Origin of the sequence: uncultured Negativicoccus sp. (assembly GCF_902480485.1) — a bacterium.
Classification (GTDB): domain Bacteria; phylum Bacillota; class Negativicutes; order Veillonellales; family Negativicoccaceae; genus Negativicoccus; species Negativicoccus succinicivorans.
In genome coordinates, this window is record NZ_CABSTC010000003.1 from 1 (window position 1) to 23,202 (window position 23,202).

Here is a 23,202-nt window from a genome sequence, read left to right on the forward strand (position 1 = left end):
GACGAATTACCGAAAGACGCGTTTTATCTCGCGGATGAAGCGGATTTTTTCAGCGTTTCCCCGCAGGGAAGCGAAATTAAAATCGGCCAGATTCGCGCGGTGGAAAAGGCGCTCAGCCGCACTCATGCGGGCGCGCGCGTAGTAGTTTTGCAGGCCGCGGACCGTTTGAACGTCGCGGCGGCGAATGCGCTTTTGAAAACCTTGGAAGAGCCGCCGGAAAATACGTATTTTATTTTGCTTGCGCAAAGTAATACCGGACTTTTGCCGACCATTCGTTCGCGCGTCGTTCGGTACGCTTTTGCCGCGTACGATGCGCAGACATTTGCGGCGTGGCTCGCGACGCAAAAACGTTCCGCCAAAGAGGCGCAAATGCTTTTCGCCGTCTCCGAAGGAAATCCGGGTCTGGCCGTCGCGCTGTTGCAGGGCGATTTGAAAGCAAGCGCCGATGCGGCGCTTACGTTTTTTGAAACACTCGGCGCAAGTTCCACGCCGTACCTCGATTTGAGCGCATTATGGCAGGCGCATGAACGCGCGGACTTGGCAGTGTACATTCACTGGCTGGAATGGGTCGCGCATGACTTGGCGATTCTCATTACGACGGATAATGTAACGCTTTTACGACTGCCTTTTGTCGAAAATCGGTTGCGAAAAATAGCCGCCGATTGGGATGCGACAACGATTTTAGAGGTCACGCCGATTTTGCGCGAGGCGTTGCGAGCCAACGAATTGAATATCGCGACTAAGCTGATCGGCGATATGGTGATCTTAGAACTGAATACATTGGTAGAAAGGAGCCGCCATGCCAACCGTAGTAGGAGTACGCTTTAAGCAGGCCGGCAAGATTTATTATTTTGATCCGCGGAAACTGACCGTTGTGCCCGATGATGAAATTATTGTGGAAACAGCCTGGGGAAAAGAATACGGACGCGTTGTCATCGGTCCGCGCGACGTGCGGGAGGAAGAGATCGCCGCGCCGTTGAAACCGGTGCTGCGTTTAGCGACCCCGCAGGATTTGAAACAGGTACAACAAAATAAAGAACGGCAGGCGCGCGCGTTTGTCATCTGCAAAGAGAAAATCAAGCGTCACGGTTTGCCGATGAAGCTGATCAATGTCGAATACGCGTTCGATATGAATAAAATCGTTTTCTTCTTTACCGCTGACGGGCGCGTCGATTTCCGTGAATTGGTGCGCGATTTGGCGTCCGTTTTCCATACGCGCATCGAGCTGCGACAAGTCGGTGTGCGCGATGAGGCGAAAGAGTTGAACGGTATCGGACCTTGCGGTCGGGAGTATTGCTGCGCGGCATGGCTCGGAGAATTTTCTTCGGTGTCCATTCGTATGGCGAAAAACCAAGGACTCTCGCTCAATCCGACGAAAGTGTCCGGCGCGTGCGGCCGCTTGATGTGCTGCCTGCGTTACGAAAACGATATGTATAAAAAAGGCGGCGAACTGTGCAAGACCTGCAGTTGCCCGCATAAGCAACAAAAACAGTCGGCGGCGCCGCGCGTCGGTAAAAATGTCGACACGCCGGAAGGCCGCGGCAAAGTACAACGGGTCAATATGAACAAACGCACGGTCAGTGTGCAGATGGAGAATCAGCGTCGGGCCGAGTGGAGTTGGGACGAGGTGCGAGAGGTTCGTGGCTAGCACCGATTTCATCCTGCGTCCGAGCGAACGGCTGGACGATTTAATTCGTGACGGCATGAAAATTATCCAGCGTCCGGATGAATTTTGCTTTTCACTGGACTCGGTTCTTTTGGCGCAATTCGCGAGCCTCAAAAAGGCCGATCGCGTTTGGGATCTGGGCACGGGCACGGGGGTGCTCGCGCTCTTGCTCACGAGCCGCGGCGCGCGGGACATTACCGCGGTGGAGTTAAATCCGGTGCTGGCGGATATCGCCCGCCGCAATGTGGCGGGGAACGGCCGCGCGGCGCAAATTAAAGTGCGCGAAGCGGATTATCGCCGTCATCGGGAATTATTTCCCGCCAACAGCGCCGATCTCGTCATTTGCAATCCGCCGTATCGCGCGCTCGGTGGCGGCGATCGCTCGCAGTTGACGGGGGTTGCCGCGGCGCGACATGAAACGACGGCTACGAAACAGGATGTCATCGCGACCGCCGCGTACTTACTGCGTTACGGCGGGCGGTTTGCGCTCGTGCAACGCGCCGATCGAACGGCGGAATGGTGCGCGGCCTTGGAAGCGGCGAAACTTGCCGTCAAGCGCTTGCAGTTTGTGCACAGTCGGCAGGGCTTGCCGGCGAAGTTGGTGCTGCTGGAGGCGCGCATGAACGGCCGCGCCGACTGTACCGTTTTGCCGCCGCTTTTTGTGCACAATGATCACGGCGACTATACGCCGGATATTTTACGTTTATACGGAAAGGAAGTTGCCGATTGAAAGGTACATTATACTTAGTGCCGACACCTATCGGCAATTTGCAGGATATGACGTATCGCGCCGTCGCGACGTTGCGGGACGTGGCGCTGATCGCGTGCGAAGACACCCGTCATACCCGACTTTTATGCAGCCATTATGAAATTACGACGCCGCTTTTTTCTTACCATGAGCACAATAAAGATACCGCCGGTCCGAAACTGATCGAGCGTCTTTTGGCGGGCGAAGACATCGCGCAGGTGAGTGACGCCGGCATGCCGGCGATCGCCGATCCGGGGAGCGATTTGGTGGAGCGGGCGGTGGCGGCCGGTATTACGATCGTGCCGCTGCCCGGCGCGAATGCCGCGTTAACGGCCTTGATCGCCTCCGGCTTAGATACGAAAACATTTCGCTTCATCGGCTTTTTGCCGCGCACGAAAGCGAAACGCGAGGTGCTGTTGGCGACGCTTACGGACGAACCCGCCACCTTGCTCTTTTATGAAGCGCCGCATCGGCTGGGAGAAACGCTCGCCGTTTTGCAAGCGACGCTGGGCGATCGTTCGGCAGTCATCGCGCGCGAACTTACGAAAAAATTTGAAACCTTTTATCGCGGGTCGCTGGCGCAACTCAGAGAGCACGCGGATATGAAAGCGCCGCGCGGCGAATTCGTCATCATGATCGCCGGCGCGGAGCCTGCGGAAAAAGAAGCGCTGGCGAAAGAATCATGGCCCCGAGCCGTTGCCGAATTGGTGGCGCAAGGTATAAAATACAGTGCGGCGTGTAAAGCCGTCGCGGAGCAGGCGGGCGTTTCCCGCCGTGAAGTATATTCCCATTGTTTATCTTTACAGAAAGAGGCTAATTAATGGAACAAGCCCATAAGAAACCGACTTTTTATATAACGACGCCGATTTACTATCCGAGCGCGCAATTACATATCGGTCACACCTACTGCACAACGCTCGCCGATGTCTTGGCGCGGTACCACCGCTTGAAAGGCGAAGACGTGTTTTTCCTGACGGGCTCGGATGAACACGGTCAAAAAATTCAACGCAAAGCCGAAGAAGCGGGTGTGACGCCGCAAGCCTACGTCGATCATATCGTGGCCGGTTTCCAAAAGCTGTGGAAAAAACTGAATATTACCAACGATGATTTTGTCCGCACGACGGAAAAACGCCATGCGGAAGTGGTGCAGGCGCTGTTCCAAAAAGCCTATGATAAAGGCGATATCTATAAATCGCAGTACGAAGGCTGGTATTGCACGCCCGACGAAACGTTTTGGCCGGAAAATAAATTGGGCCCGGATTATACCTGTCCCGATTGCGGCCGTCCTGTCGAACTCGTCAAGGAGGAAAGCTATTTCTTCCGAATGAGCAATTACGCGGATCGCTGGTTGCAATTCATCGAAGAAAATCCGGATTTCATTCAGCCGGCGTCGCGCCGTCATGAAATGATTGAATTCGTGAAAAGCGGTCTGGAAGATTTGAGCGTGTCGCGTTCGAGTTTCGATTGGGGCATCCCCGTACCCTTTGACCATAAACATGTCGTTTACGTATGGTTTGACGCGCTCGTCAACTATTTGACCGGTATCGGCTACCTCGACGCGCCGGAAAAATTCGAGCAGTATTGGCCGGCGGATCTGCATTTGGTAGGTAAAGAAATCGTGCGTTTCCACGCCATTATCTGGCCGATCATGCTGATGAGCCTCGGCCTGCCCTTGCCGAAAAAAGTGTACGGCCACGGTTGGCTGATCGTCGACGGCGTGAAGATGAGCAAAAGCATCGGCAACGTTGTCGATCCGATGCCGCTGTTGGACGAATTCGGAGCGGACGCGATTCGCTACTTCCTCGCCACCGATATTTCGCTCGGTCAGGACGGTAATTTCAGCCGCGAACGTTTGATCAAAAAAACGAATTCGGATTTGGCGAATGACCTCGGCAACCTCTTGCACCGTACGCTGACAATGGTCGAAAAATATCGTGACGGCGTCGTCACGGCGACTGACGCGCCGCTTGGCGCCGTAGTCGCTGACGCCAACGCGGCGTTGACGAAACTGGCGCAAGAAACGGTCGCAAGCTATACGCGGGACATGGATAAGCTCGCGATGAATGATGCCTTTAAGGCGGTTTGGGTATATGTCCGCGCGTTGAATAAATACATTGATACGACAGAACCTTGGAAATTAAGCAAAGGCTCGGCGCCGGCCGACTTGGACAGCGTTCTTTACCACCTTGTCGACGGTCTGCGCACGGTCGCCATTTTGGTGACGCCGCTGATTCCGCAGGCGGCGGAAAACATGTGGGCGCAATTGGGCTTGACGGATTTCGCCGCCGCGCGCCTTGACGGAGCGGCGCCGGAAACCTATCCGAGCGGCACGACCGTGCATAAAACGCAACCTTTATTCCCGCGCCATGAATTGGACACTGTTACGGAGGAGAAGAAATTGACGGAAGAAACGAAACCGACGCAAGCGGCTGCGGCGAAAGCGCAGCAAGCAACCGTCGCCAAAGACGACAAGAAAACGGCCGCGGACGAAAAACCGCAGATCACGATAGACGATTTCGCGAAATTGGATTTGCGCGTCGCGGAAGTGCTCGCTTGTGAGAAAGTGGAGAAAGCGGATAAATTATTGCATTTGACAGTAACCTTGGGCGATGAAGAACGCAGCATCGTGAGCGGCATCGCGCAGCATTATCAGCCGGAAGAATTGGTCGGCAAACATGTGATTGTGGTGACCAATTTGAAACCGGTCAAATTGCGCGGCGTATTGTCGCAGGGCATGATTTTGGCCGGTTCGCAAGATGGCGCGTTGCATGTTCCGTTCCTGCCGGATCTGCCGGCCGGGAGTCGGGTGAAATAAAATGCTGTTCGATACGCATGCCCATCTTTACGATGAAAAATTTCAGTACGATCGCGAGGAAATGATCGCCGACGTATTGAAAACGGTCGAGCATGTGGTCATTCCCGCCGAAGACAGGAAAACCGGCGCGCAAGCGTTGGCGCTGGCGGAACAATACCCCGCGTTTTATTGCGCGGTGGGCGTGCATCCGCACTTGGCCGCGGCGATGACGGAAGAAGATTTCGCGCAAATCAAAACATGGGCGCAAACGGAGAAAAAAGTCGTCGCCATCGGTGAGATCGGTCTCGATTACTACTACGACAACAGCCCGCGGGACATTCAGCAGGAAGTTTTTCGTCGCTTCGTGAAGTTGGGGATCGAGCTGGACTTGCCGATCATCATTCACGATCGCGACGCGCACGGCGACACCCTGCGGATTTTACAGGAAGAGGCGCATCCTCGTCTGCGCGGTATTTTGCACTGCTACAGCGGCAGTTATGAAATGGCCGCCGAATTATTGAAATTGGGCTTTTACATTTCCTTTTCCGGTACCGTAGTGTTCCCGAAAAGCACGAAGTTAAAAGATGTGGCGCGGCGTCTGCCGCTTGATCGTCTGTTGATCGAAACGGACAGTCCCTATCTTACGCCGCCGCCCTTCCGCGGTCGGCGCAATGATCCGACGCGCGTGTACTACGTCGCGGAAGAACTCGCCCGTTTGCATGATATGCCGGTCGAAGAAATGATCGAAATCACTTCTCGCAACGCGAAAACGATTTACCGCATCAACGATTAAAGAACCCGTTCGCGGGTTCTTTTTTATTTGCTGAAACTGTCGTGAATGAATTTTTGCGGAAAACACGCGATTAAATGCTGGACTTTTTTCATTATTTCTTGTAAAATACTGTTCAACTATCTTTTGACAGATAGCGCATTGTAGCATAGGCAAGATGGCAGCATGGGTAAGATGGCAGTATTCGTAGCAGAGTAGCAGGGAAGGATGAGAATGATGGAAAAAAACCGTCTCAAAAAAGCAGCATGGGTAGGATTGGCAGGCATACTATTGTGCGGCGTGCTCGCGGGATGTGGAGCGACCGTCGAACATAAACAAAGCGGTACACCGTATTCGGTCGGATTGGTGCAGATTGTGCAGCATCCGGCGCTCGATGAAGCGGCTCGCGGCATTGCTGACGGCATGGCGCAGGCGGGGCTGAAAGCGGGCACTGATTATACGCTGGAGAGCCAAAACGCTCAAGGCGATCAGTCTAACTTGGATACGATTGTGCGGCATTTTTTATTTAGCAAAAAACAATTAATTTACGCGGTGGCCACGCCGGCGGCGCAAGCGGTAGCGAATGCCACGCATGAAATACCGGTGGTGGCGACGGCGGTGACGGATTTCGCGGCGGCGGGACTTGTCAAAGACGAGTCGAAACCGCAAACGAATGTGACCGGCACCGGCGACCGCACCGACTTGAAAGCGCAATTGGATCTGATGCGGAAATTGACGCCGCAGGTCAAAACGCTGGGCGTCATTTATAACGCGGGCGAGGTCAACTCCGAACTGCAGGTGCAGGCATTAGAGCCGGCGGCGCAAGCGCTGGGCATGACCGTGAAAAAATTTACGGTGGCGTCGGTGAACGACATCCCGCAGACCGCGCAGCAGATGACGGGCGAAGTCGACGCGGTATACGTGCCGACGGATAATGTGGTGGCGTCCGCGTTACCGGCGTTGATCGCGGTGACGAACGAAAAGAACATTCCCGTTTACGGCGCGGAGATCGCGCACGTGAAAAACGGCGCGCTGGCGTCAGTTTCCGTAGATTACTACAAGCTCGGTTTGCGGGCGGGCATGATGGGCGCGCAGATTCTCAAAGGCGAAGCGAAACCGGAAACGATGCCGATTGAAACGCAAACGGAACTCGTTCCCGTGCTGAACCGCGCGCAGGCGGAATTGTTGGGCGTTACCGTGCCGACGGATATCGGTTTCACGGAAGTATAGGAACGCGGGAAGGAGAACGAAGTTGAGTTTACTCGTAGCCACTTTAGCGCAGGGATTGATTTGGTCGCTCCTGGCGCTCGGCGTATTTTTGACATTTCGGGTATTGGACATCGCCGACCTTTCCGTGGAGGGAACGTTTCCTCTCGGCGCGGCGGTCGCGGCGATGTGGATCGCGGGCGGCGGCTCTCCCTGGACGGCGCTGCTCTTGTCACTCGCGGCGGGCGCCGCGGCCGGTACGGTCACCGCGCTCTTGCATACGAAACTGAAAATCCCCGCGCTTTTGGCCGGTATTTTAACGATGATCGCGCTTTACTCCGTGAATTTGCATGTCATGGGGAAAGCGAATATTTCTTTATTGCGCGCGCGCACGGTGTTCACTGACTTAGCCGGCGGCTTCGCGCCGACGATGTGGACACCGTTTCTGACTGGGCTCGCGTTGGCCGTCGGTTTCGGCTTGCTGCTGTATTGGTTTTTCGGCACCGAACTCGGCACGGCGATTCGCGCGACGGGCAATAATCCGCGCATGATTCGCGCGCTCGGCGTCAATACGGACGGCATGATCGTGTTGGGCATGTTGTTGAGTAACGCGTTGGTCGCGCTTTGCGGCGCTTTTGTCGCGCAAAGTCAGGGCTTCGCCGATGTCGGTATGGGCATCGGCACCATCGTGATCGGTCTGGCGGCCGTCATCATCGGCGAAGTGCTCTTCGGCCGTTCCAGTTTTAAAAACAGTCTTTGCTCCGTTGTTTTGGGTTCGATTATGTATCGCATCGTGATCGCGGTTGTCTTGTACATGGGCATGCCGCCGAACGATTTGAAACTGTTTACCGCTGTTTTGGTGGCGTTGGCGTTGGCCTTGCCGTTGGTGCAAAAACAATGGTCGGCCGGGAAGCGAGGTGCCTGATGCTTCATGTGACGAACCTCAAAAAAACATTTTTCCCCGGCTCGGTCAATGCGAAAGTCGCGTTAAACGGTTGCGACTTGCATTTACAACCCGGCGACTTCTGCACGATGATCGGCGGCAACGGCGCGGGCAAATCCACCCTTTTGAACGCGATCGCCGGCGCGTTTCCGGTCGATGACGGACAAATCATCATCGACGGTCGCGATGTGACCGCCTGTTCGGAGCATCGTCGCGCGCGCTACATCGGTCGCGTGTTTCAAGACCCGCTGCAAGGCACGGCGGGCGGCATGATGGTGGAAGAAAATTTAATACTCGCGGCGAAACGAGGTTTGCCGCTGTCTCTGCGTTGGGCGTTCAGCAATGACAAGCGGGCGCATTATCGTGAACTTTTGGCGACGCTGGGTCTGGGTTTGGAAGATCGTCTGTTCACGCGCATGGAACTTTTGTCGGGCGGACAACGCCAGGCCGTCACCTTATTGATGGCGACCTTGCAACGTCCGAAACTCTTGCTTTTGGACGAACCGACCGCCGCGTTGGATCCGAAAACGGCGGCGAAAGTATTGGCGCTCACCGATCGCATCGTGCGGGAGCATCAACTCACCACGCTGATGATCACCCACAATATGCGCGACGCCTTGCGGCTGGGCAATCGTCTGATCATGATGCATCAGGGACGCATTATTTGGGACGTGAAAGGCGCGGAGAAAGAGAGCCTTACCGTCACCGACGTATTGCAAAAATTTGAAGAAACCGCGGCGTCGTTCAGCGACAGCATGGTACTAGCATAAAAAGAGCGTCGATCGACGCTCTTTTTTGTCGCGCAATCATTTTTCGGCGACGGTCGCGCGATATCGCATGCGTAGTAAAAAACGCGGCCCGTATGCTATAATAAACGGGTATACACAGATAAGGAGGTGTCCTGTGGCAGGAATTAAAAACAAAGCCTGCATTCCCTCCACCAGTTGGAATCGTTTGCGCAAGCTCTACGGTAACGAAAGAATAGACTATTATAATTTACTCGAAGAAAGTTACCTCAGCGCTCGCGAAAACGGCACTCTCACTGAACGGAAGGATGAGGAAGTCGCGTACCTGCTGAATCGCCCCAGCGTCACCGGCAAGGCGGTCGCGGTTCGTTACATTCCCAACGCCGACTCCTACCGCGAGAAAAATCCGCAGTGGATTTGGTATTTAAGCGAAGTCAATGAAACGGAAGCGGCGACGACAGGCGAAGTCAAAAAGGAACGGCGTAAACCCGCGCGCGCGAAAAACGGCAAACTCGCCAAAACATTGACGCCCACGACGCAACGGGTCATTCAAGTGCCGTCGAACCAACCGGAGACGGTCAACCGCTCACCGAAATCGTCGGCGAAGCAAAATAACGTCACGTCGGCGGAAAGCAACGGAGCGGCGAAGAAAATAGCGAAAAATAATTCGGTGAAAACGGCGCATCGCATCGTCGACGCGTTGCCGCCGGAAATCGCGGGCGGCGCGCCCGGCGGTGAAGAGGTCGGCCCGAACGTCGCGTTGCGGCAATTCGCCTGGCTCGGCGCGGAAGTTGAGTTTTATAACGACTTATATAAGATGATGAAGAGCGAGCCATGGTATTTTTCCAACGATACGCACAATGCCAGCTTGGCGAGCTATATAAACTATACGTTTTACCGTCTGCAGACCGAGAACAAAATCGTCTACTCCCTGGATAACCGCTACGCCGCTTTTAACACCGGCCTCGTCGATAATCGGGATAACGAGATCTACGCCTTATTCGCGCGCGAATCCGGTTACCGTCAGGAATGGGTCTATCGCGCGTTCTGCATTCGCGGCACGGGCGACGGCAAAATTCTCAGCGAAAAATTCGTCGAATTTCCGGAGAAAGCGGACTACGCGCTCGACCCGCGCTTGCAGCAGATCGGCCGCGATACGGAGCTGGATGTCGACTTCCAGCATATCGTGATCGCCAACGCGGGACGTTTGCCCGAAGACACGCTGATTGACGAAAGCGATCGCGAGACCAAATCGCCGTTGAAAAATATCCTCGTGCAGCGTCGTCGCTTGCAAGAGCAGGGCGACCGCGAAGGCGTTGCGCAGCAAAATTATAAACTCGGCACATTGGTAGCCGAGCATGAGGAATGGCAAAATCGCCTGCTCGACCGTTTGGAAGAGCATGTGAAAGTCGCGCGCGACCGCGTGGATCAAAACCCCGCCATCGCCATTCCCGTCTATTATCCCGGCAAAAACACGATGAGCGTCATCCTTCCCTTGTACCGTTTCCGTGATGACGACATCGCTTACGGCGCGCTGGTCGTAGGCATTACGCCGGCGGGAAATTATCAGGCGCACACGCTGTTGACTCCGAAAATGGCGTACGTTGACGCGCGTATCGTGCGACCGATCGACAGCCTTTGGCTGATGAAAGCCTATCTCGCCGCGAATGAAGAAAACTAAAACACATTTTAATTTAGCCTCTCATCTTGTCACGAGCTGAGAGGCTTTTTCTTTCCGCCGCGCGGCGGATCGGGCTAAATATTAAAAAATGAGCGTAAAAATAGAAATTGACATTGGTACTAGAATAAAATTAAAAGTTTTCAAAATGGCTAAAAACCCTTGCAAATCGCTTGATTTCGCGTTTTCCAAATGGTACGATGTAAACACAGTAAGCGAGACGACAGACGCTGCTGGCAGAGTCGAGGGTAGAGGAAACCAGGTCACTCGCACCGCGACACTCTGAAAACTTTCTGTCGAAATTTTGAACTCAAAGGAGAGTGTCAATTATGAACAAAAAATTGGCAACAGTATTGGCAGCTGCTTGCGTCCTCGGCGCAACGACAGCATTCGCGGCCCCGAATCCGTTCTCGGATGTAACTCCGAACGACTGGGCTTACCAGGCAGTATCCCAACTCGCCGCTGAAGGCGTAGTCGAAGGATATCCGGATGGAGAATTCAAAGGCCAGCAGAACATCACCCGCTATGAAATGGCGCAGATGGTCGCTCGCGCGATGGTAAAACAGGATCAGTTGAACGCGGAACAGCAGGCGCAATTGAACCGCTTGGCTGACGAATTCGCGAACGAATTGAACAGCCTTGGCGTACGCGTTTCCAACTTGGAAAACCGCGTCGGCAACGTAAAAGTGACCGGTGACGCTCGTGTTCGCTGGGTAGATGACGGCGATGACGACAACTTCGATATGCGCGCCCGCCTCCAGTTTAATGCGAAAGTAGCGGACAAGACCACAGCAACCGCTCGCATTACCTCGGGTAACTTCGGTTTTGACAGCGACAAAGAAGATCCGGACTTGGATCTCGACCGCTTGTATATTGACCATGAACTGAGCGACGGTCTGCACCTGACCGGCGGTCGTTACGGCGAAAAATTCGGCGCGACCGGCTACTGGTACGATGACACTTTCGACGGCGTTCGTCTCCAATACAAAGCGACCGATGAAGTAACCGCTTCCGTCGGCTACGGTTATGCGAAAGAAATGAAACTGCCGCAACCTGCTCAATACGAAGAAATGGCAGCTCAGTTGAAAGATCAGTTTGACGCGTCGAAAGAAGCCAATGAAATCGCGGATCACAACCTCGCTTTGACGAAAGACGCTTATGAATTTGCACAGAAAGCGACGGCTAAAGCGCAGGCTGAATATGATGCGGACAAATCGGACGCAAACCAGAAAGCATTGGATAGAGCGAAAACTATCGAAGCCAATGCTAAGACGCAATTTGATAATGCGAAGCTGCAAAAAGATTCTGTAGAATCGACTTACAATGAAGCGAAGACTGCGTATGACGAATATGTAGGGTATTACAAAGATCTCATGGACAATCCGAAGTCGGTAGAAATGACCTACGCCACTTTGGGCTACAATGGCAGCAACTTCCGTATTCTCGGCACGTACATCGCTCCGAACGGCGACAAAGTTGACGCAGCCGGCCTGGATGACATCTGGGGCGCGGGCGCGATCTTCGGTCTGAACGAAGACTTCGCTCTCTCCGGCGACTACTTCAACGTTGGCTGGAAAGATCGTGACGACGCTGAATTCTGGACCGCTCGCGTTGACTTCGGTCATACGAACCTGAAAAAACCGGGCAGCTTCAACATCTTCGTTGACTATGTTGACGCGGAACCGGGTTCCTACCTCGGCGGCACGGGTTCGCTCCGTACTTCGAGCTACTTGAACAACACCGAATCCTGGGGCGCGGGTTTCGGCGTAGTCGTTGCTGAAAACGTCAAACTCGAAGGTCTCCGCACATTCAGCGCGGAAACCAAAGACGGCGCTGACCTCGACGACCTCACCAAAGTACAATTGTCCTACAAGTTCTGATCGGAACAAAGCAATCCAAAAAGATGGCGGTTTTCCGCCATCTTTTTTTGTTGCCGAAATTGCCGTGGAAGATGGCGAGGCACATCACAGCATGCCGTTTCACGCTGCCGCGCCGTCTGTCAATCTCCGATCGCGTTGGCATGTGACGTCATGCCTTCTTTTACTATTTCCAATAGATGAAACCATAGGACAAAAAAAGATCATGCCGGCATAGTTTTGACAGAAAATTGACGTGCATAGTAAAATAGTAAAAGTTAAGGTGGTGACGAATTGAGACGAATCATAGCGGGACTTGTTTTCTGTCTTTGCCTTTGCGGCGCGAGCACCGCGGCGTGGGCGATGCAAAAAGGCGACGCGGGAGACGCGGTGCAGAGTTTGCAAGAGGCCTTGATCGAAGAAGGTTACCTAGCGCGGGAAGCCGACGGCGTGTTCGGCTCGACGACGGAAAAAGCGTTGCGCTTATACCAACGCGATCAGGGACTTCCCGTTACCGGTCAAGCCGATGAAACGATGTTGACGCGCTTGGCGGAGACGGACGCGCCGCGCGACGGTGGCGGCATTTTGTACGCCCCCGGCAATTTGGGCGGAGATATTGTCACTTTGCAGCAATTGTTCGCCGCGGAAGGATATGAGGTCGGCGCGTCCGACGGCGTGTACGGAGAGCAACTTACCAAAGCGGTGCAAGCGTTTCAGCGGGAGCACGGCTTGGAAGTGATCGGCGCGATGGATGAAAAAACTTGGTCATTACTCACGCGCGGACGGGATATCGCCATCTCGCGCGGCGCGGTGAAAGGCATGCGGGAGCGCGCGACAAACGCGAAACCCGCGGCGAAACGTAGTCGCGACAAGGCGCAAATGGTGAAAAAATCGTCTCGCTCCGCCGATAAAATCGGTTTGCAGCAGGGCGACTCGGGTAAACATGTGCGACTTTTGCAAAGTCGTTTAGTGCAAAACGGTTACGATGTCGGGATTATTGACGCGGCGTTCGGCGGCGCGACGCGAAGCGCGTTGCAGGATTGGCAAAAGAGTCACGGCGTAACGGCGAACGGCGTCGCGGACGAATTTTTCTGGAACGAATCGGCGAAACTGATGCCCGCGCCGTCAAAATATTTGCATAAATGGACGATGCACGCGTCGGCGTATTCTTCGCAAGACGGCGGCACGGGATCACATACGGCGCGAGGCAGTTTGCTTTCGCGCGGGCATGTCGCGGTGGATCCGAGCTTGATTCCGCTGGGCTCGTTATTGTACGTGGAAGGCTACGGTTACGCGTTGGCGGATGATATCGGCGGCGCGATCCGAGGCAAAACGATTGATGTCGCGATGGAGTCGTATGATGAGGCGATACAGTGGGGACGGCGCGACGTCACGGTGTATCTAATTAAAAAAGGGCACGGCAAATAAAAAAGAGAGTCGTCTGCGGACGGCTCTTTTTTATTGTTTTAAGTGAGACGCGGCGGCGCGGTGATCCGCAAGCATTTTAAAACAGCGGGTATGCTATAATAAAAGAAATATGGATAAAGGTGTGAAATCATGCGTGTTTTAGGGATTGATCCGGGGACGGCGATCTGCGGTTTCGGCGTCGTGGAGCGTAACGGCAGTCGGTTGCAAGTCATCGACTACGGTGTGCTGACAACGCCGGCGCATACGCCGATGCCCGATCGCCTGACGACTCTCTACCAAGGTCTTGTCGACTTGATTGAAAAATATCAGCCGGACCGCGTGGGCGTAGAAGAGTTATTTTTTAATAAAAATGTGACGACGGCCATCACGGTGGCGCAAGCGCGCGGCGTGATTTTGCTGGCGGCGCGGCTGGCGGGGTTGCCGGTTTCGGAATACACGCCCTTGCAGGTGAAGCAGGGGATCGTGGGTTACGGGCGCGCGACCAAGCATCAAATGATTGTGATGACGATGCGTTTGCTCGGCATTCGTGAAAAAATTTCACCGGATGACGCGGCGGACGCGCTCGCGATCGCGATTTGCACATTATTACAGGAACGGCAGGCGGAACGCTGGGGGTTGCCCAAATGATCGGTTATTTACATGGAAAAATTACGCGTCTGGAACTCGATTGGTGTTTATTGGATGTCGGCGGCATCGGGTATCGGTTACGCCTTCCCGCCTCCACTCGCGAGGCGGTGGGGCTCGGTGAGACGGTGACGCTGTATACCTATCTGCAGGTGCGCGAAGACGCGTTGTTGCTGTACGGATTCGCGAGCGAAGCGGAATATGATTTATTTACCATGCTGATTACGGTATCGGGCGTAGGCCCGAAAGTCGCCATCGGCATTGTTTCCGCGATCGCGCCGGAGGCTTTTTTTGAAGCGATTCGGATTCGCAATAAAGCGGTGCTGATGAAGTTGCCGGGCATCGGTAAAAAATCGGCGGAACGTCTGGTGTTGGAATTGAAAGACAAAGTACCCGCGGCGTCGGGCGCGTCAGTGGATTGGCCGGAAGACGTCGCGACCGCGCAAAGCGCGACGGGACCGGTGGCGGAAACGGTGCAGGCGCTGGTGGGTCTCGGTTATACGGAACAGGAAGTGCGCGGCGCGGCGGAAAAGCTGGCGGCGCAGTACCCGCAAACGGACCGTTTGCTGCGCGCGGTGTTGGCGCAACTCGGTAAAGAAAGAGGATGACGATGGAAGACGAACGGATTATCGCGCGCGAGGAAACGCCCGGCGACGGTTGGCAACAATCGTTGCGGCCGCGGCACTTGACCGATTATATCGGGCAGGAAACGCTCAAGCGCAATTTGGAAGTATATATCGCGGCGGCGAAACAGCGCGGCGAACCTTTGGATCACGTGCTTTTATACGGTCCGCCGGGGCTCGGCAAAACGACGCTGGCGGGCGTGATCGCCAACGAAATGGATGTGCCGCTTAGGATCACGAGCGGTCCGGCGATTGAACGTCCCGGCGATTTGGCGGCGTTGCTGACCAATTTGGAAACCGGCGACGTACTGTTTATTGATGAAATTCATCGCCTTTCCCGCAGCGTGGAAGAGATTTTATATCCGGCGCTGGAAGATTTCGCGTTGGATATTTTGATCGGTAAAGGTCCGGGCGCGAAATCGGTTCGCATCGATTTGCCGCCGTTCACGCTGGTGGGCGCGACGACGCGCGCGGGCGCGTTGGCGGCGCCGTTGCGCGATCGTTTCGGCGTGATTCATCGCCTGGAATACTACCAACCCGCGGAAATCGAAAAAATCATTACGCGCTCGGCGCAATTATTGGGGATTGAAATGGCGCCGGAGGGGGCGTCGGAAATCGCTCGGCGTTCGCGCGGCACGCCGCGTATCGCGAACCGCCTGCTGAAACGCGTGCGCGATTTCGCGCAGGTAAAGGCGGACGGCGTCATCACGTCAGAGATTGCCGATTTGGCGCTGGCGGCGATGGAAGTCGATCATGCCGGTTTGGACGCGATTGACCGCAAGGTTCTCGCGACGATTATTCGTCAGTTCGGCGGCGGTCCGGTCGGGCTTGACACCATCGCGGCCGCGGTGAGTGAAGAAACGGCGACGATCGAAGATGTGTACGAACCGTACCTGATGCAAAACGGATTTTTGCATCGCACACCGCGCGGTCGCGTGGCGACGGCGGCGGCGTACGCGCATCTGGGCATCGCCATGCCGCGACAGACAGCGGACGGCGATTTGTTTGAGGCGCGTCATGGGTAAAATGCTGATGATCCTCGGCGCCGTGTTGCTTTTGGTCGGCGCGTGCATGCAATTCGGCGGGCACTTTTTACCGCTGGGCAAATTGCCGGGAGATATTTCATTTACGAAAGGCAATACTACTTTTTATTTTCCGCTCGGAACATCGATTTTACTTTCGGTCGTTCTGACGCTTGTCTTGCAGTTATTTACAAGGCGGTGAATTATGGTTCGATGGCAGCAATGCTGCGCGGTTATTTTGACGGGAGCGCTTCTTTTGGGCACGGCGGCGACTGTGGACGCGGCGGGCGTGAAAGGTTCGCCGGGCGCGCGTTCGCGTACGCAAAGCACGCGCGTGATTAAGGGAGTGCCGGTGAAAAAGCCGGCGAAAGTGAAGATGGGACGTTACAAGACGCCAACGTCGCCTCGGGCAGAAGCGAAAGACAGACGGGGCGATCTCCGACAAGTTTTACCGATTACGGAAAATGAACCGGTCGTGCTGGTCGGTCTGATGCGCAACGCGCGCTCACCGAAAGTGAGCATCAACGGCGCGTACACGGTGTATAACGGCACGCAAAAATGGAAAACATTCAGCAAGGGCGACACCTTGCGCATCGGCGTGAGCGCGAAATCCATTACGCTCGACGGCAAAAAAGTCGGCGAAACGGTGTATATCCGACCGGAAGGCTTCGCGCTGGTCGCGGTGGACGGCAACGAATACCGTGGCGCGCTGAAATTGATTCGGACGCCGGGACATGACGGCGTGACGGTGATCAACGAAGTCGGCATGGAAGAGTATCTCTACGGCGTCGTGCCGCGTGAAATGTCGGCGTCGTGGGAGCCGAACGCGTTGCGGGCGCAAGCGGTGGCGGCTCGCACGTACGCGCTCAATCATAAAAATAATTACGCGTCGCAAGGTTTTGACGTCTACGACACTATCGTTTCGCAAGTGTACGGCGGCGTCGCGGCGGAAGCTCCGGAATCCACGCGGGCCGTCAATGATACGGCGGGCGAAGTGATTTTGTACAAAGGCGAACCGATTGACGCGGTATTTTGCGCGCATTCGGGCGGCTACACGGAAGACAGTGAAAATGTCTGGGATAATTTCGTGCCCTACTTGCGCGCGGTCAGTGAACCGATGAACGATTTTACCAAACAACGCTGGGAAAAAGAAATTTCGCTCGCCGATTTGGAGCGCGCGCTGGCGGCCTACGGTAAAGATGTCGGTAAAATTAAAAATATTAAATTATCCAAGCTGAAAAAAGCGCCGGTGAAAGCGTTTGACCGAACCGTTTCGGGGCGCGTCCGCACCTTGCAGATCGCCGGTAAAAAACAGGCGGTGGCGATCAGCGGCAACCGTTTTCAGCAGATGTTCGACTTGCGCAGCACGATGTTTGATATCGTCAAAGGCAGTAAAAAGGATCGCTTGAAAATCATCGGTTACGGGTATGGCCACGGCGTCGGCATGTCCCAATGGGGCGCGCAAATCATGGCGCAGCAGAAACCGCGTGATCCGCATCATTATCGGAATATTTTACGGCACTTCTATACGGGTGTCACCATTGAAAAAATGTATTGAAACGAAGGTCAGATATGAACGTCAGTGAATTTAATTATGATTTGCCGGAGGAGCTGATCGCGCAAACTCCGGTCGAGCCGCGTGACACGTCGCGACTGCTCACGTTGGATCGTCAAACGGGCGCTACGAAACAGGGAACATTTCGGGATATTTTAGCAGACGTGCGCCCCGATGACGTGTGGGTTTTTAATAATACGCGCGTCATTCCGGCGCGGCTTTACGGTAAACGGCCGACGGGCGGCAGGGTGGAAGTCCTGCTGCTGCATCCGTTGGGCGAAGACCGTTGGGAAGTGTTGGTGCGGCCGGGCAAAAAAGCGTTGCCGGGCACGGCGCTTACCTTTGACGCCGGCGTGACGGCGACGGTGGAAGATCGCACGGAGTTTGGCGGACGCGTTTTGAAGTTCACCTATGACGGCGATTTTTATGCACGTTTGGACGAAATCGGCGAAATGCCGTTGCCGCCGTATATTCATGAACGCTTGCAGGATCGGGAACGGTACCAGACGGTGTACAGCAAAACGCCGGGTTCGGCGGCGGCGCCGACGGCGGGATTGCATTTCACGCCGGAAGTAATGAAAGAAATCGCCGCGCGCGGCGCGACCGTTTGCTATGTCACGTTGGATGTCGGACTGGGCACATTTCGGCCGGTTTCGGTGACGCAGATCGAAGCGCATCATATGCATTCGGAAACGTATAACGTGAGTGAAGAAACGGCGCAGCTGATCAATGAGGCGAAACGCGCCGGACGGCGGATCGTCGCGGTCGGCACGACGTCGGTGCGCACGCTGGAGGCGGCGGGGCAAAGCGGCGTTGTGAAAGCGGGCCGCGACGCGACGGAGCTTTTTATTTATCCGGGGTATGAGTTTAAAATCGTCGACGCGATGGTGACTAATTTCCATTTGCCGCAGTCGACGCTTTTGATGATGATTTCCGCGTTTGCCGGTAAAGACCATGTGTTCGCCGCTTACCGGGAAGCGGTCGCGGCGAAGTATCGGTTCTTCAGTTTCGGCGACGCCATGTGGATACGGTAGGTGCGATATGGCAGTTATTACCTATGAATTAGTGCATGAAGACGCGCAAACCGGCGCTCGCGCCGGCCGCATTCATACGCCGCACGGAAGTTTTGACACGCCGATGTTCATGCCGGTGGGCACGCAGGCGACGGTCAAAACATTGTCACCGGAGGAAGTGGCGGAAACCGGCGCGGGCATTATTTTAAGCAACACGTATCATTTATTTTTGCGTCCCGGTACGGAATTGATTAAAGCGGCCGGGGGCCTGCATCAGTTTATGAAGTGGCCGCGCGCGATGCTCACCGACAGCGGCGGGTTCCAGGTATTCAGCCTGGGCGCGATGCGCAAGATCAAAGAGGAAGGCGTGTATTTCCGTTCCCATATCGACGGATCCAAGCAATTTTTGTCGCCGGAAGTGGCGACGCGCGCGCAGATGGATCTCGGCGCGGATATCGCGATGGCCTTTGATGAATGCATCCCGTATCCGGCAGACTACGAGTACGCCAAACAGTCGACGGAACGCACGACGCGTTGGGCGAAACGTTGTCTGGAAGTGCATGAGCATCCGGCGCAAGGCATGTTCGGGATTATTCAGGGCGGCATGTATCGAGATCTGCGGGCGCAAAGCGCGCGGGAGATCACGGCGCTTCCCTTTGACGGTTTCGCGATCGGCGGCTTAAGCGTAGGCGAGCCGCATGACTTGATGTATGAAATGTTGGACTACACGACGCATCTGATGCCGCGCGATAAGGCGCGCTACCTGATGGGCGTGGGCACGCCGGATTGTCTCGTGGAGGGAGTGGCGCGCAGCGTCGACATGTTCGACTGCGTCTATCCGACGCGCGTCGCGCGTAACGGCATGGCGATGTTGAAAACGGGCCGGCTGAATATTAAAAATAAACAGTTTGAGCGCGATTTTTCGCCGCTGGACGCAGAATGCGACTGCTACGCGTGCCGTCATTATACGCGGGCGTACATTCGTCACTTGTACAAAGCGGAAGAAATTTTCGCGTTCCGTCTGCTTTCCGTGCACAATATCCATTTCCTGCAGCGTTTCATGCGCGGTTTGCGGGAAGCGATTTTGGAAGATCGGTTCAGCGATTTTCAACGCGATTTCTGGGCGCAATGGCAGCGCTAGAAAAAGATGCGCGTAAAATTTTCGCAGAGCCTTTGAATATGATAAAATAAATAGGATAAGATACAATACGATTAAGGGGGTGCAAATGTGCAACAATTTATGCCGTTAATTAATGCCGCATGGCCGTTTTTATTGATGATCGCCATCTTTTATTTCTTACTGTATCGCCCGCAGAAACGGGAGAAGTCCGAACGCAAGCTGTTTTTGCAACGTCTCGGTCGCAACAGCAAGGTGATTACCGTCGGCGGACTGTATGGTACCGTTAAGGCGATTAAAAACGAATGGGTCCTTTTACAGATCGCCCCGAAAGTGGAAATCAAAGTAGCCAAAGCGGCGATTCATAAATTCCAATCGGAAGAAGAAGAAGAACCGGTCGCTAAAGAAGTTGAAGCAGAGCAGGAAGCGGCTGACCGTGATGCCTGAAATGACAGCGGCGCAAGCGCGGAAAAAAGCGTTGCGCCGTCCTCTTTTGGAAAAACGGCAACACTTCGAGCCCGCTTCCGTCAGCCGCGCCATTTGTGAGCGCATCACGGATTCCGCGATGTTTCGTGACGCGAACGTTGTTTTCGGATATTTGGCGATGCCGCAGGAAATCAATATTGACTCGGTGCTCCGCGCCGCGCTCGCCCAAGGGAAAACCGTCGCCGTGCCGAAACTCACGGCCACGTTCGGCATCATGGACGCGGTCGAGCTGACTTCATGGGAAGATCTGGCGCTGAACCGGTGGGGGATTCGCGAACCGCGCGCAACGGCCGTGATCGATCCGGATGAATTCGACCTTGTGTTGGTTCCCGGACTCGCGTTCACGCGCGACGGCGCGCGCCTGGGCATGGGCGGCGGCTATTATGATCGCTGGCTGGCACATACAAATGCAAAGACGCTCGGTATTTGCGCCGAGGCCTTTCTCGTCACGCAGATTCCGCTTACGCCGAACGACGTAACGGTAGATGCGGTAGTCACGGAGACCGCTCGGTACACCGCGAGGTGACCGGCGGGGAGGGAGAATAAGTTTTGCGTATCAATGAGTTATTAAAATTTTTATTGGCGATCGCCGTCATCGTCGGCCTCTTTGCTTTCAAAGTGGGCGACTTGGCGGGATCGATCAAACAGGGCTTGGATCTGCAAGGCGGCACGCATATCGTGCTGGAAGCGAAAGACATGCCCGAACACGTCGTTACCGATCAGGACGTGGAACAGGTCGTCAAGATCATGGAACGTCGTATCAATGAAATGGGTTTGACCGAACCGATCATTCAGCGTGAAGGTTCGCGCCGTATCATCATCGAACTGCCGGGCGAACGCGATCCGGAACAGGCGATCAAAACGATCGGCAAGACGGCGATTCTGCAGTTCAAAGACGAGGACGGCAATGTCCGCCTTTCGGGTGAAGATCTGGCGACCGCGAAAGAAGAATTGGGACAGGGAAATAAGCCTTTGGTCGCGATCGAATTCAACGATCAGGGCGCGAAAAAATTCGGCGAACTGACGACGCAAAATGTCGGCCGTCATATCGCGATCGTATTGGACGGCGAAGTCTTGACGAATCCGGTCGTGAACGAGCCGATTTTAGGCGGTAAAGCGGTCATCACCGGTAACCGTTCGCTGGAAGAAGCCAAAGACTTGGCGATTCTTTTGCGCAGCGGCGCGTTGCCGGTTAAAGTCGACGTTATGGAGGTTCGCACCGTCGGTCCGTCGCTCGGTCAGGACTCCAAAGATAAGAGCGTCATGGCCTTCGCGATCGGCCTTTCGTTGATCACTCTTTTCATGCTTTTGATTTATCGCGTGAACGGGTTTATCGCCAATGTGGCGTTGCTCGTTTATGTGTTGCTGTTGCTTCTGATTTTGAAATTACTGCATGCGACACTGACCCTGCCGGGCATCGCTGGTATCATTCTTTCCATCGGTATGGCGGTCGACGCGAACATTTTGATTTTCGAACGCTTTAAGGAAGAAATCGCGGCCGGTAAAGTATTGCGCTTGGCGATTCAGGCCGGTTTCAAACGCGCGTTCGCGACGATTTTCGACGCGAATATGACGGTTATGATTACCGCGCTGATCCTGTTCGTTTTGGGCAGCGGCACGATTAAAGGTTTCGCGATTACGCTCGGTTTGGGCGTGCTCGTCAGCATGTTCACGGCGATTACCGTCAGTCGAACCTTGCTGATGATGCTCATCAACGCCAATATTGTGCATAATCCCTGGCTCTTCGGAGCGCGGAAAGGGGGCTATGCCAAATGAATTGGAATTGGAACTTAGTCAGCTATCGTAAAATTTGGTTTACGTTCTCGACCCTGCTTGTCATTCCCTGCATCATCGCGATTGCGGTGTTCGGTTTCAACTGGGGCATTGATTTCACCGGCGGCACGATTATCGACCTGAATTTCGCGCAGCCCGTGACGGTCGCGCAAGTGCGTGAGGCGGTTACCGACGACGGTCTCGGCGCCAGCACGATTCAGCTTTCCGGCAATGTCGACAGCGAATCGGGTCACGATGTGATGATTCGCACGCATAACCTGTCGGCGGAAGAAACGAATACGGTCGTGGCTCATGTGCAACAAAAATTGGGTGATGTCGATGTGAAACGCATCGAATCCGTCGGCGCGGTCATCGGTTCGGAAGTGACCGAACACGCGCTGATCAATTTGCTGGTCGCTTTCGCCGCGTTGATCGCGTACATCTCCTATCGTTTTGAATACCGGATCGGCATTTCCTGTATCATCGCGATTACGCACGATATTTTAGTCGTGCTGGGCACATTCGCATTGTTCCAGCTGGAAATTGACGCGTCGTTCCTGGCGGCGATTTTGACGGTTATCGGTTACTCGATGAACGAATCGGTCGTTATTTTCGACCGCGTCCGCGAAAACTTGCGCACGCATCGCAAAACGGATTCGTACGAAACGCTCGCGAACGACAGTATTAAGCAAAGTATCACGCGCAGTTTCTACACATTGACGACCGTTTTGTTCGCGGTCGGCTCGCTGTATTTCTTCGGCGGCGAAACCACGAAAAACTTCGCGCTCGTCATGCTGGTGGGCTTCATCAGCGGCGCGTACTCGTCTCTGTGCATCGCTACCTCGCTGTGGGTGGTATGGCGCAATTATGACGGCAAGAAACATCACAGCGTACGCACGAAAAACGCGTAACGTGAAAAAAGATCCCGGGTTTCCGGGATCTTTTTATTTTGTAAAACTTGATAAGTGAAACAGGGAAATAAAAATAAAACTTTTCGCCGTGCTTTTTATCATGCTGTTGAGCGCGGCCGCATGGAACTGAAAAAAGACGCCCGCGGGCGTCTTTTTTCGGTTCGTCGAACAGTGGCGCAAAGCGCGGCAGCCGCCGCAAAATTTACTTGACTTTTGATTTTCGCAAGCCTAGTATAAAAAATGT

General features: G+C 54.7%; 23 protein-coding genes. All 23 read left to right on the forward strand.

The genetic code is table 11. The features are described from left to right. Positions 1-828, forward strand: an 828-nt coding sequence (locus RDN69_RS00415; protein WP_288218079.1) for a DNA polymerase III subunit delta', incomplete at its 5' end; no start/stop codon positions are given. Beyond that, positions 800-1,648, forward strand: a complete 849-nt coding sequence (locus tag RDN69_RS00420) for a stage 0 sporulation family protein (protein WP_288218080.1) — start codon at positions 800-802, stop codon at positions 1,646-1,648. The genes RDN69_RS00415 and RDN69_RS00420, both read left to right, overlap by 29 nt. Then, the gene (locus RDN69_RS00425; protein WP_288218081.1) at positions 1,641-2,396 is read left to right on the forward strand and encodes a tRNA1(Val) (adenine(37)-N6)-methyltransferase; all 756 of its coding nucleotides are present in this window, start codon (positions 1,641-1,643) and stop codon (positions 2,394-2,396) included. The genes RDN69_RS00420 and RDN69_RS00425 overlap by 8 nt, the downstream gene beginning before the upstream one ends. Beyond that, positions 2,393-3,235, forward strand: coding sequence for a 16S rRNA (cytidine(1402)-2'-O)-methyltransferase (gene rsmI / locus RDN69_RS00430; RefSeq protein WP_288218082.1), 843 nt, complete (start codon positions 2,393-2,395; stop codon positions 3,233-3,235). The genes RDN69_RS00425 and rsmI overlap by 4 nt, the downstream gene beginning before the upstream one ends. Further along, positions 3,235-5,229 (forward strand): methionine--tRNA ligase, encoded by a 1,995-nt coding sequence (gene metG, locus RDN69_RS00435; protein ID WP_288218083.1) that lies wholly within the window; start codon positions 3,235-3,237, stop codon positions 5,227-5,229. The genes rsmI and metG overlap by 1 nt, the downstream gene beginning before the upstream one ends. Position 5,230: 1 nt before the next feature. Next, positions 5,231-6,001 carry a TatD family hydrolase gene (locus tag RDN69_RS00440; protein ID WP_288218084.1) on the forward strand — a complete coding sequence of 257 codons (771 nt, stop codon included), beginning with the start codon at positions 5,231-5,233 and terminating at the stop codon, positions 5,999-6,001. 210 nt (positions 6,002-6,211) lie between these two features. After that, on the forward strand, positions 6,212-7,207 hold the full coding sequence (locus RDN69_RS00445) for an ABC transporter substrate-binding protein (RefSeq protein WP_288218085.1): 996 nt from the start codon (positions 6,212-6,214) through the stop codon (positions 7,205-7,207). Between the two features lie 22 nt (positions 7,208-7,229). Next, the gene (locus RDN69_RS00450; protein ID WP_288218086.1) at positions 7,230-8,108 is read left to right on the forward strand and encodes an ABC transporter permease; all 879 of its coding nucleotides are present in this window, start codon (positions 7,230-7,232) and stop codon (positions 8,106-8,108) included. After that, positions 8,108-8,896 carry an ABC transporter ATP-binding protein gene (locus RDN69_RS00455; RefSeq protein ID WP_288218087.1) on the forward strand — a complete coding sequence of 263 codons (789 nt, stop codon included), beginning with the start codon at positions 8,108-8,110 and terminating at the stop codon, positions 8,894-8,896. The genes RDN69_RS00450 and RDN69_RS00455 overlap by 1 nt, the downstream gene beginning before the upstream one ends. 133 nt (positions 8,897-9,029) lie before the next feature. Beyond that, positions 9,030-10,553: a DUF3825 domain-containing protein gene (locus tag RDN69_RS00460; RefSeq protein WP_288218088.1), complete on the forward strand. Its 1,524-nt coding sequence runs from the start codon at positions 9,030-9,032 to the stop codon at positions 10,551-10,553. Between the two features lie 326 nt (positions 10,554-10,879). Next, the gene (locus RDN69_RS00465; RefSeq protein WP_308530250.1) at positions 10,880-12,430 is read left to right on the forward strand and encodes an S-layer homology domain-containing protein; all 1,551 of its coding nucleotides are present in this window, start codon (positions 10,880-10,882) and stop codon (positions 12,428-12,430) included. A gap of 270 nt (positions 12,431-12,700) precedes the next feature. Then, complete coding sequence (locus RDN69_RS00470; RefSeq protein ID WP_288218089.1) at positions 12,701-13,834, forward strand: peptidoglycan-binding protein; 1,134 nt, start codon at positions 12,701-12,703, stop codon at positions 13,832-13,834. A gap of 129 nt (positions 13,835-13,963) precedes the next feature. Continuing rightward, positions 13,964-14,461, forward strand: a complete 498-nt coding sequence (gene ruvC / locus RDN69_RS00475) for a crossover junction endodeoxyribonuclease RuvC (protein ID WP_288218090.1) — start codon at positions 13,964-13,966, stop codon at positions 14,459-14,461. Continuing rightward, positions 14,410-15,066 carry a Holliday junction branch migration protein RuvA gene (gene ruvA / locus RDN69_RS00480; RefSeq protein ID WP_288218091.1) on the forward strand — a complete coding sequence of 219 codons (657 nt, stop codon included), beginning with the start codon at positions 14,410-14,412 and terminating at the stop codon, positions 15,064-15,066. The genes ruvC and ruvA overlap by 52 nt, the downstream gene beginning before the upstream one ends. 2 nt (positions 15,067-15,068) lie before the next feature. Next, complete coding sequence (ruvB, locus tag RDN69_RS00485) at positions 15,069-16,106, forward strand: Holliday junction branch migration DNA helicase RuvB (RefSeq protein ID WP_273260817.1); 1,038 nt, start codon at positions 15,069-15,071, stop codon at positions 16,104-16,106. Then, positions 16,099-16,305 carry a DUF2905 domain-containing protein gene (locus RDN69_RS00490; protein ID WP_273260819.1) on the forward strand — a complete coding sequence of 69 codons (207 nt, stop codon included), beginning with the start codon at positions 16,099-16,101 and terminating at the stop codon, positions 16,303-16,305. Before ruvB ends, RDN69_RS00490 begins: the two co-directional genes overlap by 8 nt. Before the next feature lie 3 nt (positions 16,306-16,308). Then, entirely contained in the window at positions 16,309-17,661 is a 1,353-nt protein-coding gene (locus tag RDN69_RS00495) for a SpoIID/LytB domain-containing protein (protein ID WP_273260821.1), read from the forward strand. Positions 17,662-17,675: 14 nt separating this feature from the next. Then, positions 17,676-18,692, forward strand: coding sequence for a tRNA preQ1(34) S-adenosylmethionine ribosyltransferase-isomerase QueA (queA, locus tag RDN69_RS00500; protein ID WP_273260823.1), 1,017 nt, complete (start codon positions 17,676-17,678; stop codon positions 18,690-18,692). A 7-nt stretch (positions 18,693-18,699) separates the two neighbouring features. Then, complete coding sequence (gene tgt / locus RDN69_RS00505; RefSeq protein WP_273260825.1) at positions 18,700-19,812, forward strand: tRNA guanosine(34) transglycosylase Tgt; 1,113 nt, start codon at positions 18,700-18,702, stop codon at positions 19,810-19,812. An 87-nt stretch (positions 19,813-19,899) separates the two neighbouring features. Continuing rightward, a complete protein-coding gene (gene yajC / locus RDN69_RS00510; RefSeq protein WP_273260828.1) occupies positions 19,900-20,235 on the forward strand; it encodes a preprotein translocase subunit YajC in 336 nt (111 codons plus the stop codon). Then, entirely contained in the window at positions 20,228-20,800 is a 573-nt protein-coding gene (locus RDN69_RS00515) for a 5-formyltetrahydrofolate cyclo-ligase (protein WP_273260858.1), read from the forward strand. The genes yajC and RDN69_RS00515 overlap by 8 nt, the downstream gene beginning before the upstream one ends. Before the next feature lie 23 nt (positions 20,801-20,823). Beyond that, entirely contained in the window at positions 20,824-22,050 is a 1,227-nt protein-coding gene (gene secD, locus RDN69_RS00520) for a protein translocase subunit SecD (RefSeq protein ID WP_075939015.1), read from the forward strand. Then, positions 22,047-22,958, forward strand: a complete 912-nt coding sequence (gene secF, locus RDN69_RS00525) for a protein translocase subunit SecF (RefSeq protein WP_273260830.1) — start codon at positions 22,047-22,049, stop codon at positions 22,956-22,958. The genes secD and secF overlap by 4 nt, the downstream gene beginning before the upstream one ends. Positions 22,959-23,202 lie beyond the last annotated feature (244 nt).

Bases quoted from the DNA above. Each gene is read 5' to 3' on its own strand.
- RDN69_RS00420 (WP_288218080.1), top strand. From the start codon at position 800: ATGCCAACCGTAGTAGGAGTACGCTTTAAGCAGGCCGGCAAGATTTAT.
- metG (WP_288218083.1), top strand. From the start codon at position 3,235: ATGGAACAAGCCCATAAGAAACCGACTTTTTATATAACGACGCCGATT.
- RDN69_RS00440 (WP_288218084.1), top strand. From the start codon at position 5,231: ATGCTGTTCGATACGCATGCCCATCTTTACGATGAAAAATTTCAGTAC.
- RDN69_RS00445 (WP_288218085.1), top strand. From the start codon at position 6,212: ATGATGGAAAAAAACCGTCTCAAAAAAGCAGCATGGGTAGGATTGGCA.
- RDN69_RS00455 (WP_288218087.1), top strand. From the start codon at position 8,108: ATGCTTCATGTGACGAACCTCAAAAAAACATTTTTCCCCGGCTCGGTC.
- RDN69_RS00465 (WP_308530250.1), top strand. From the start codon at position 10,880: ATGAACAAAAAATTGGCAACAGTATTGGCAGCTGCTTGCGTCCTCGGC.
- ruvC (WP_288218090.1), top strand. From the start codon at position 13,964: ATGCGTGTTTTAGGGATTGATCCGGGGACGGCGATCTGCGGTTTCGGC.
- ruvB (WP_273260817.1), top strand. From the start codon at position 15,069: ATGGAAGACGAACGGATTATCGCGCGCGAGGAAACGCCCGGCGACGGT.
- RDN69_RS00490 (WP_273260819.1), top strand. From the start codon at position 16,099: ATGGGTAAAATGCTGATGATCCTCGGCGCCGTGTTGCTTTTGGTCGGC.
- RDN69_RS00495 (WP_273260821.1), top strand. From the start codon at position 16,309: ATGGTTCGATGGCAGCAATGCTGCGCGGTTATTTTGACGGGAGCGCTT.
- queA (WP_273260823.1), top strand. From the start codon at position 17,676: ATGAACGTCAGTGAATTTAATTATGATTTGCCGGAGGAGCTGATCGCG.
- tgt (WP_273260825.1), top strand. From the start codon at position 18,700: ATGGCAGTTATTACCTATGAATTAGTGCATGAAGACGCGCAAACCGGC.
- RDN69_RS00515 (WP_273260858.1), top strand. From the start codon at position 20,228: ATGCCTGAAATGACAGCGGCGCAAGCGCGGAAAAAAGCGTTGCGCCGT.
- secF (WP_273260830.1), top strand. From the start codon at position 22,047: ATGAATTGGAATTGGAACTTAGTCAGCTATCGTAAAATTTGGTTTACG.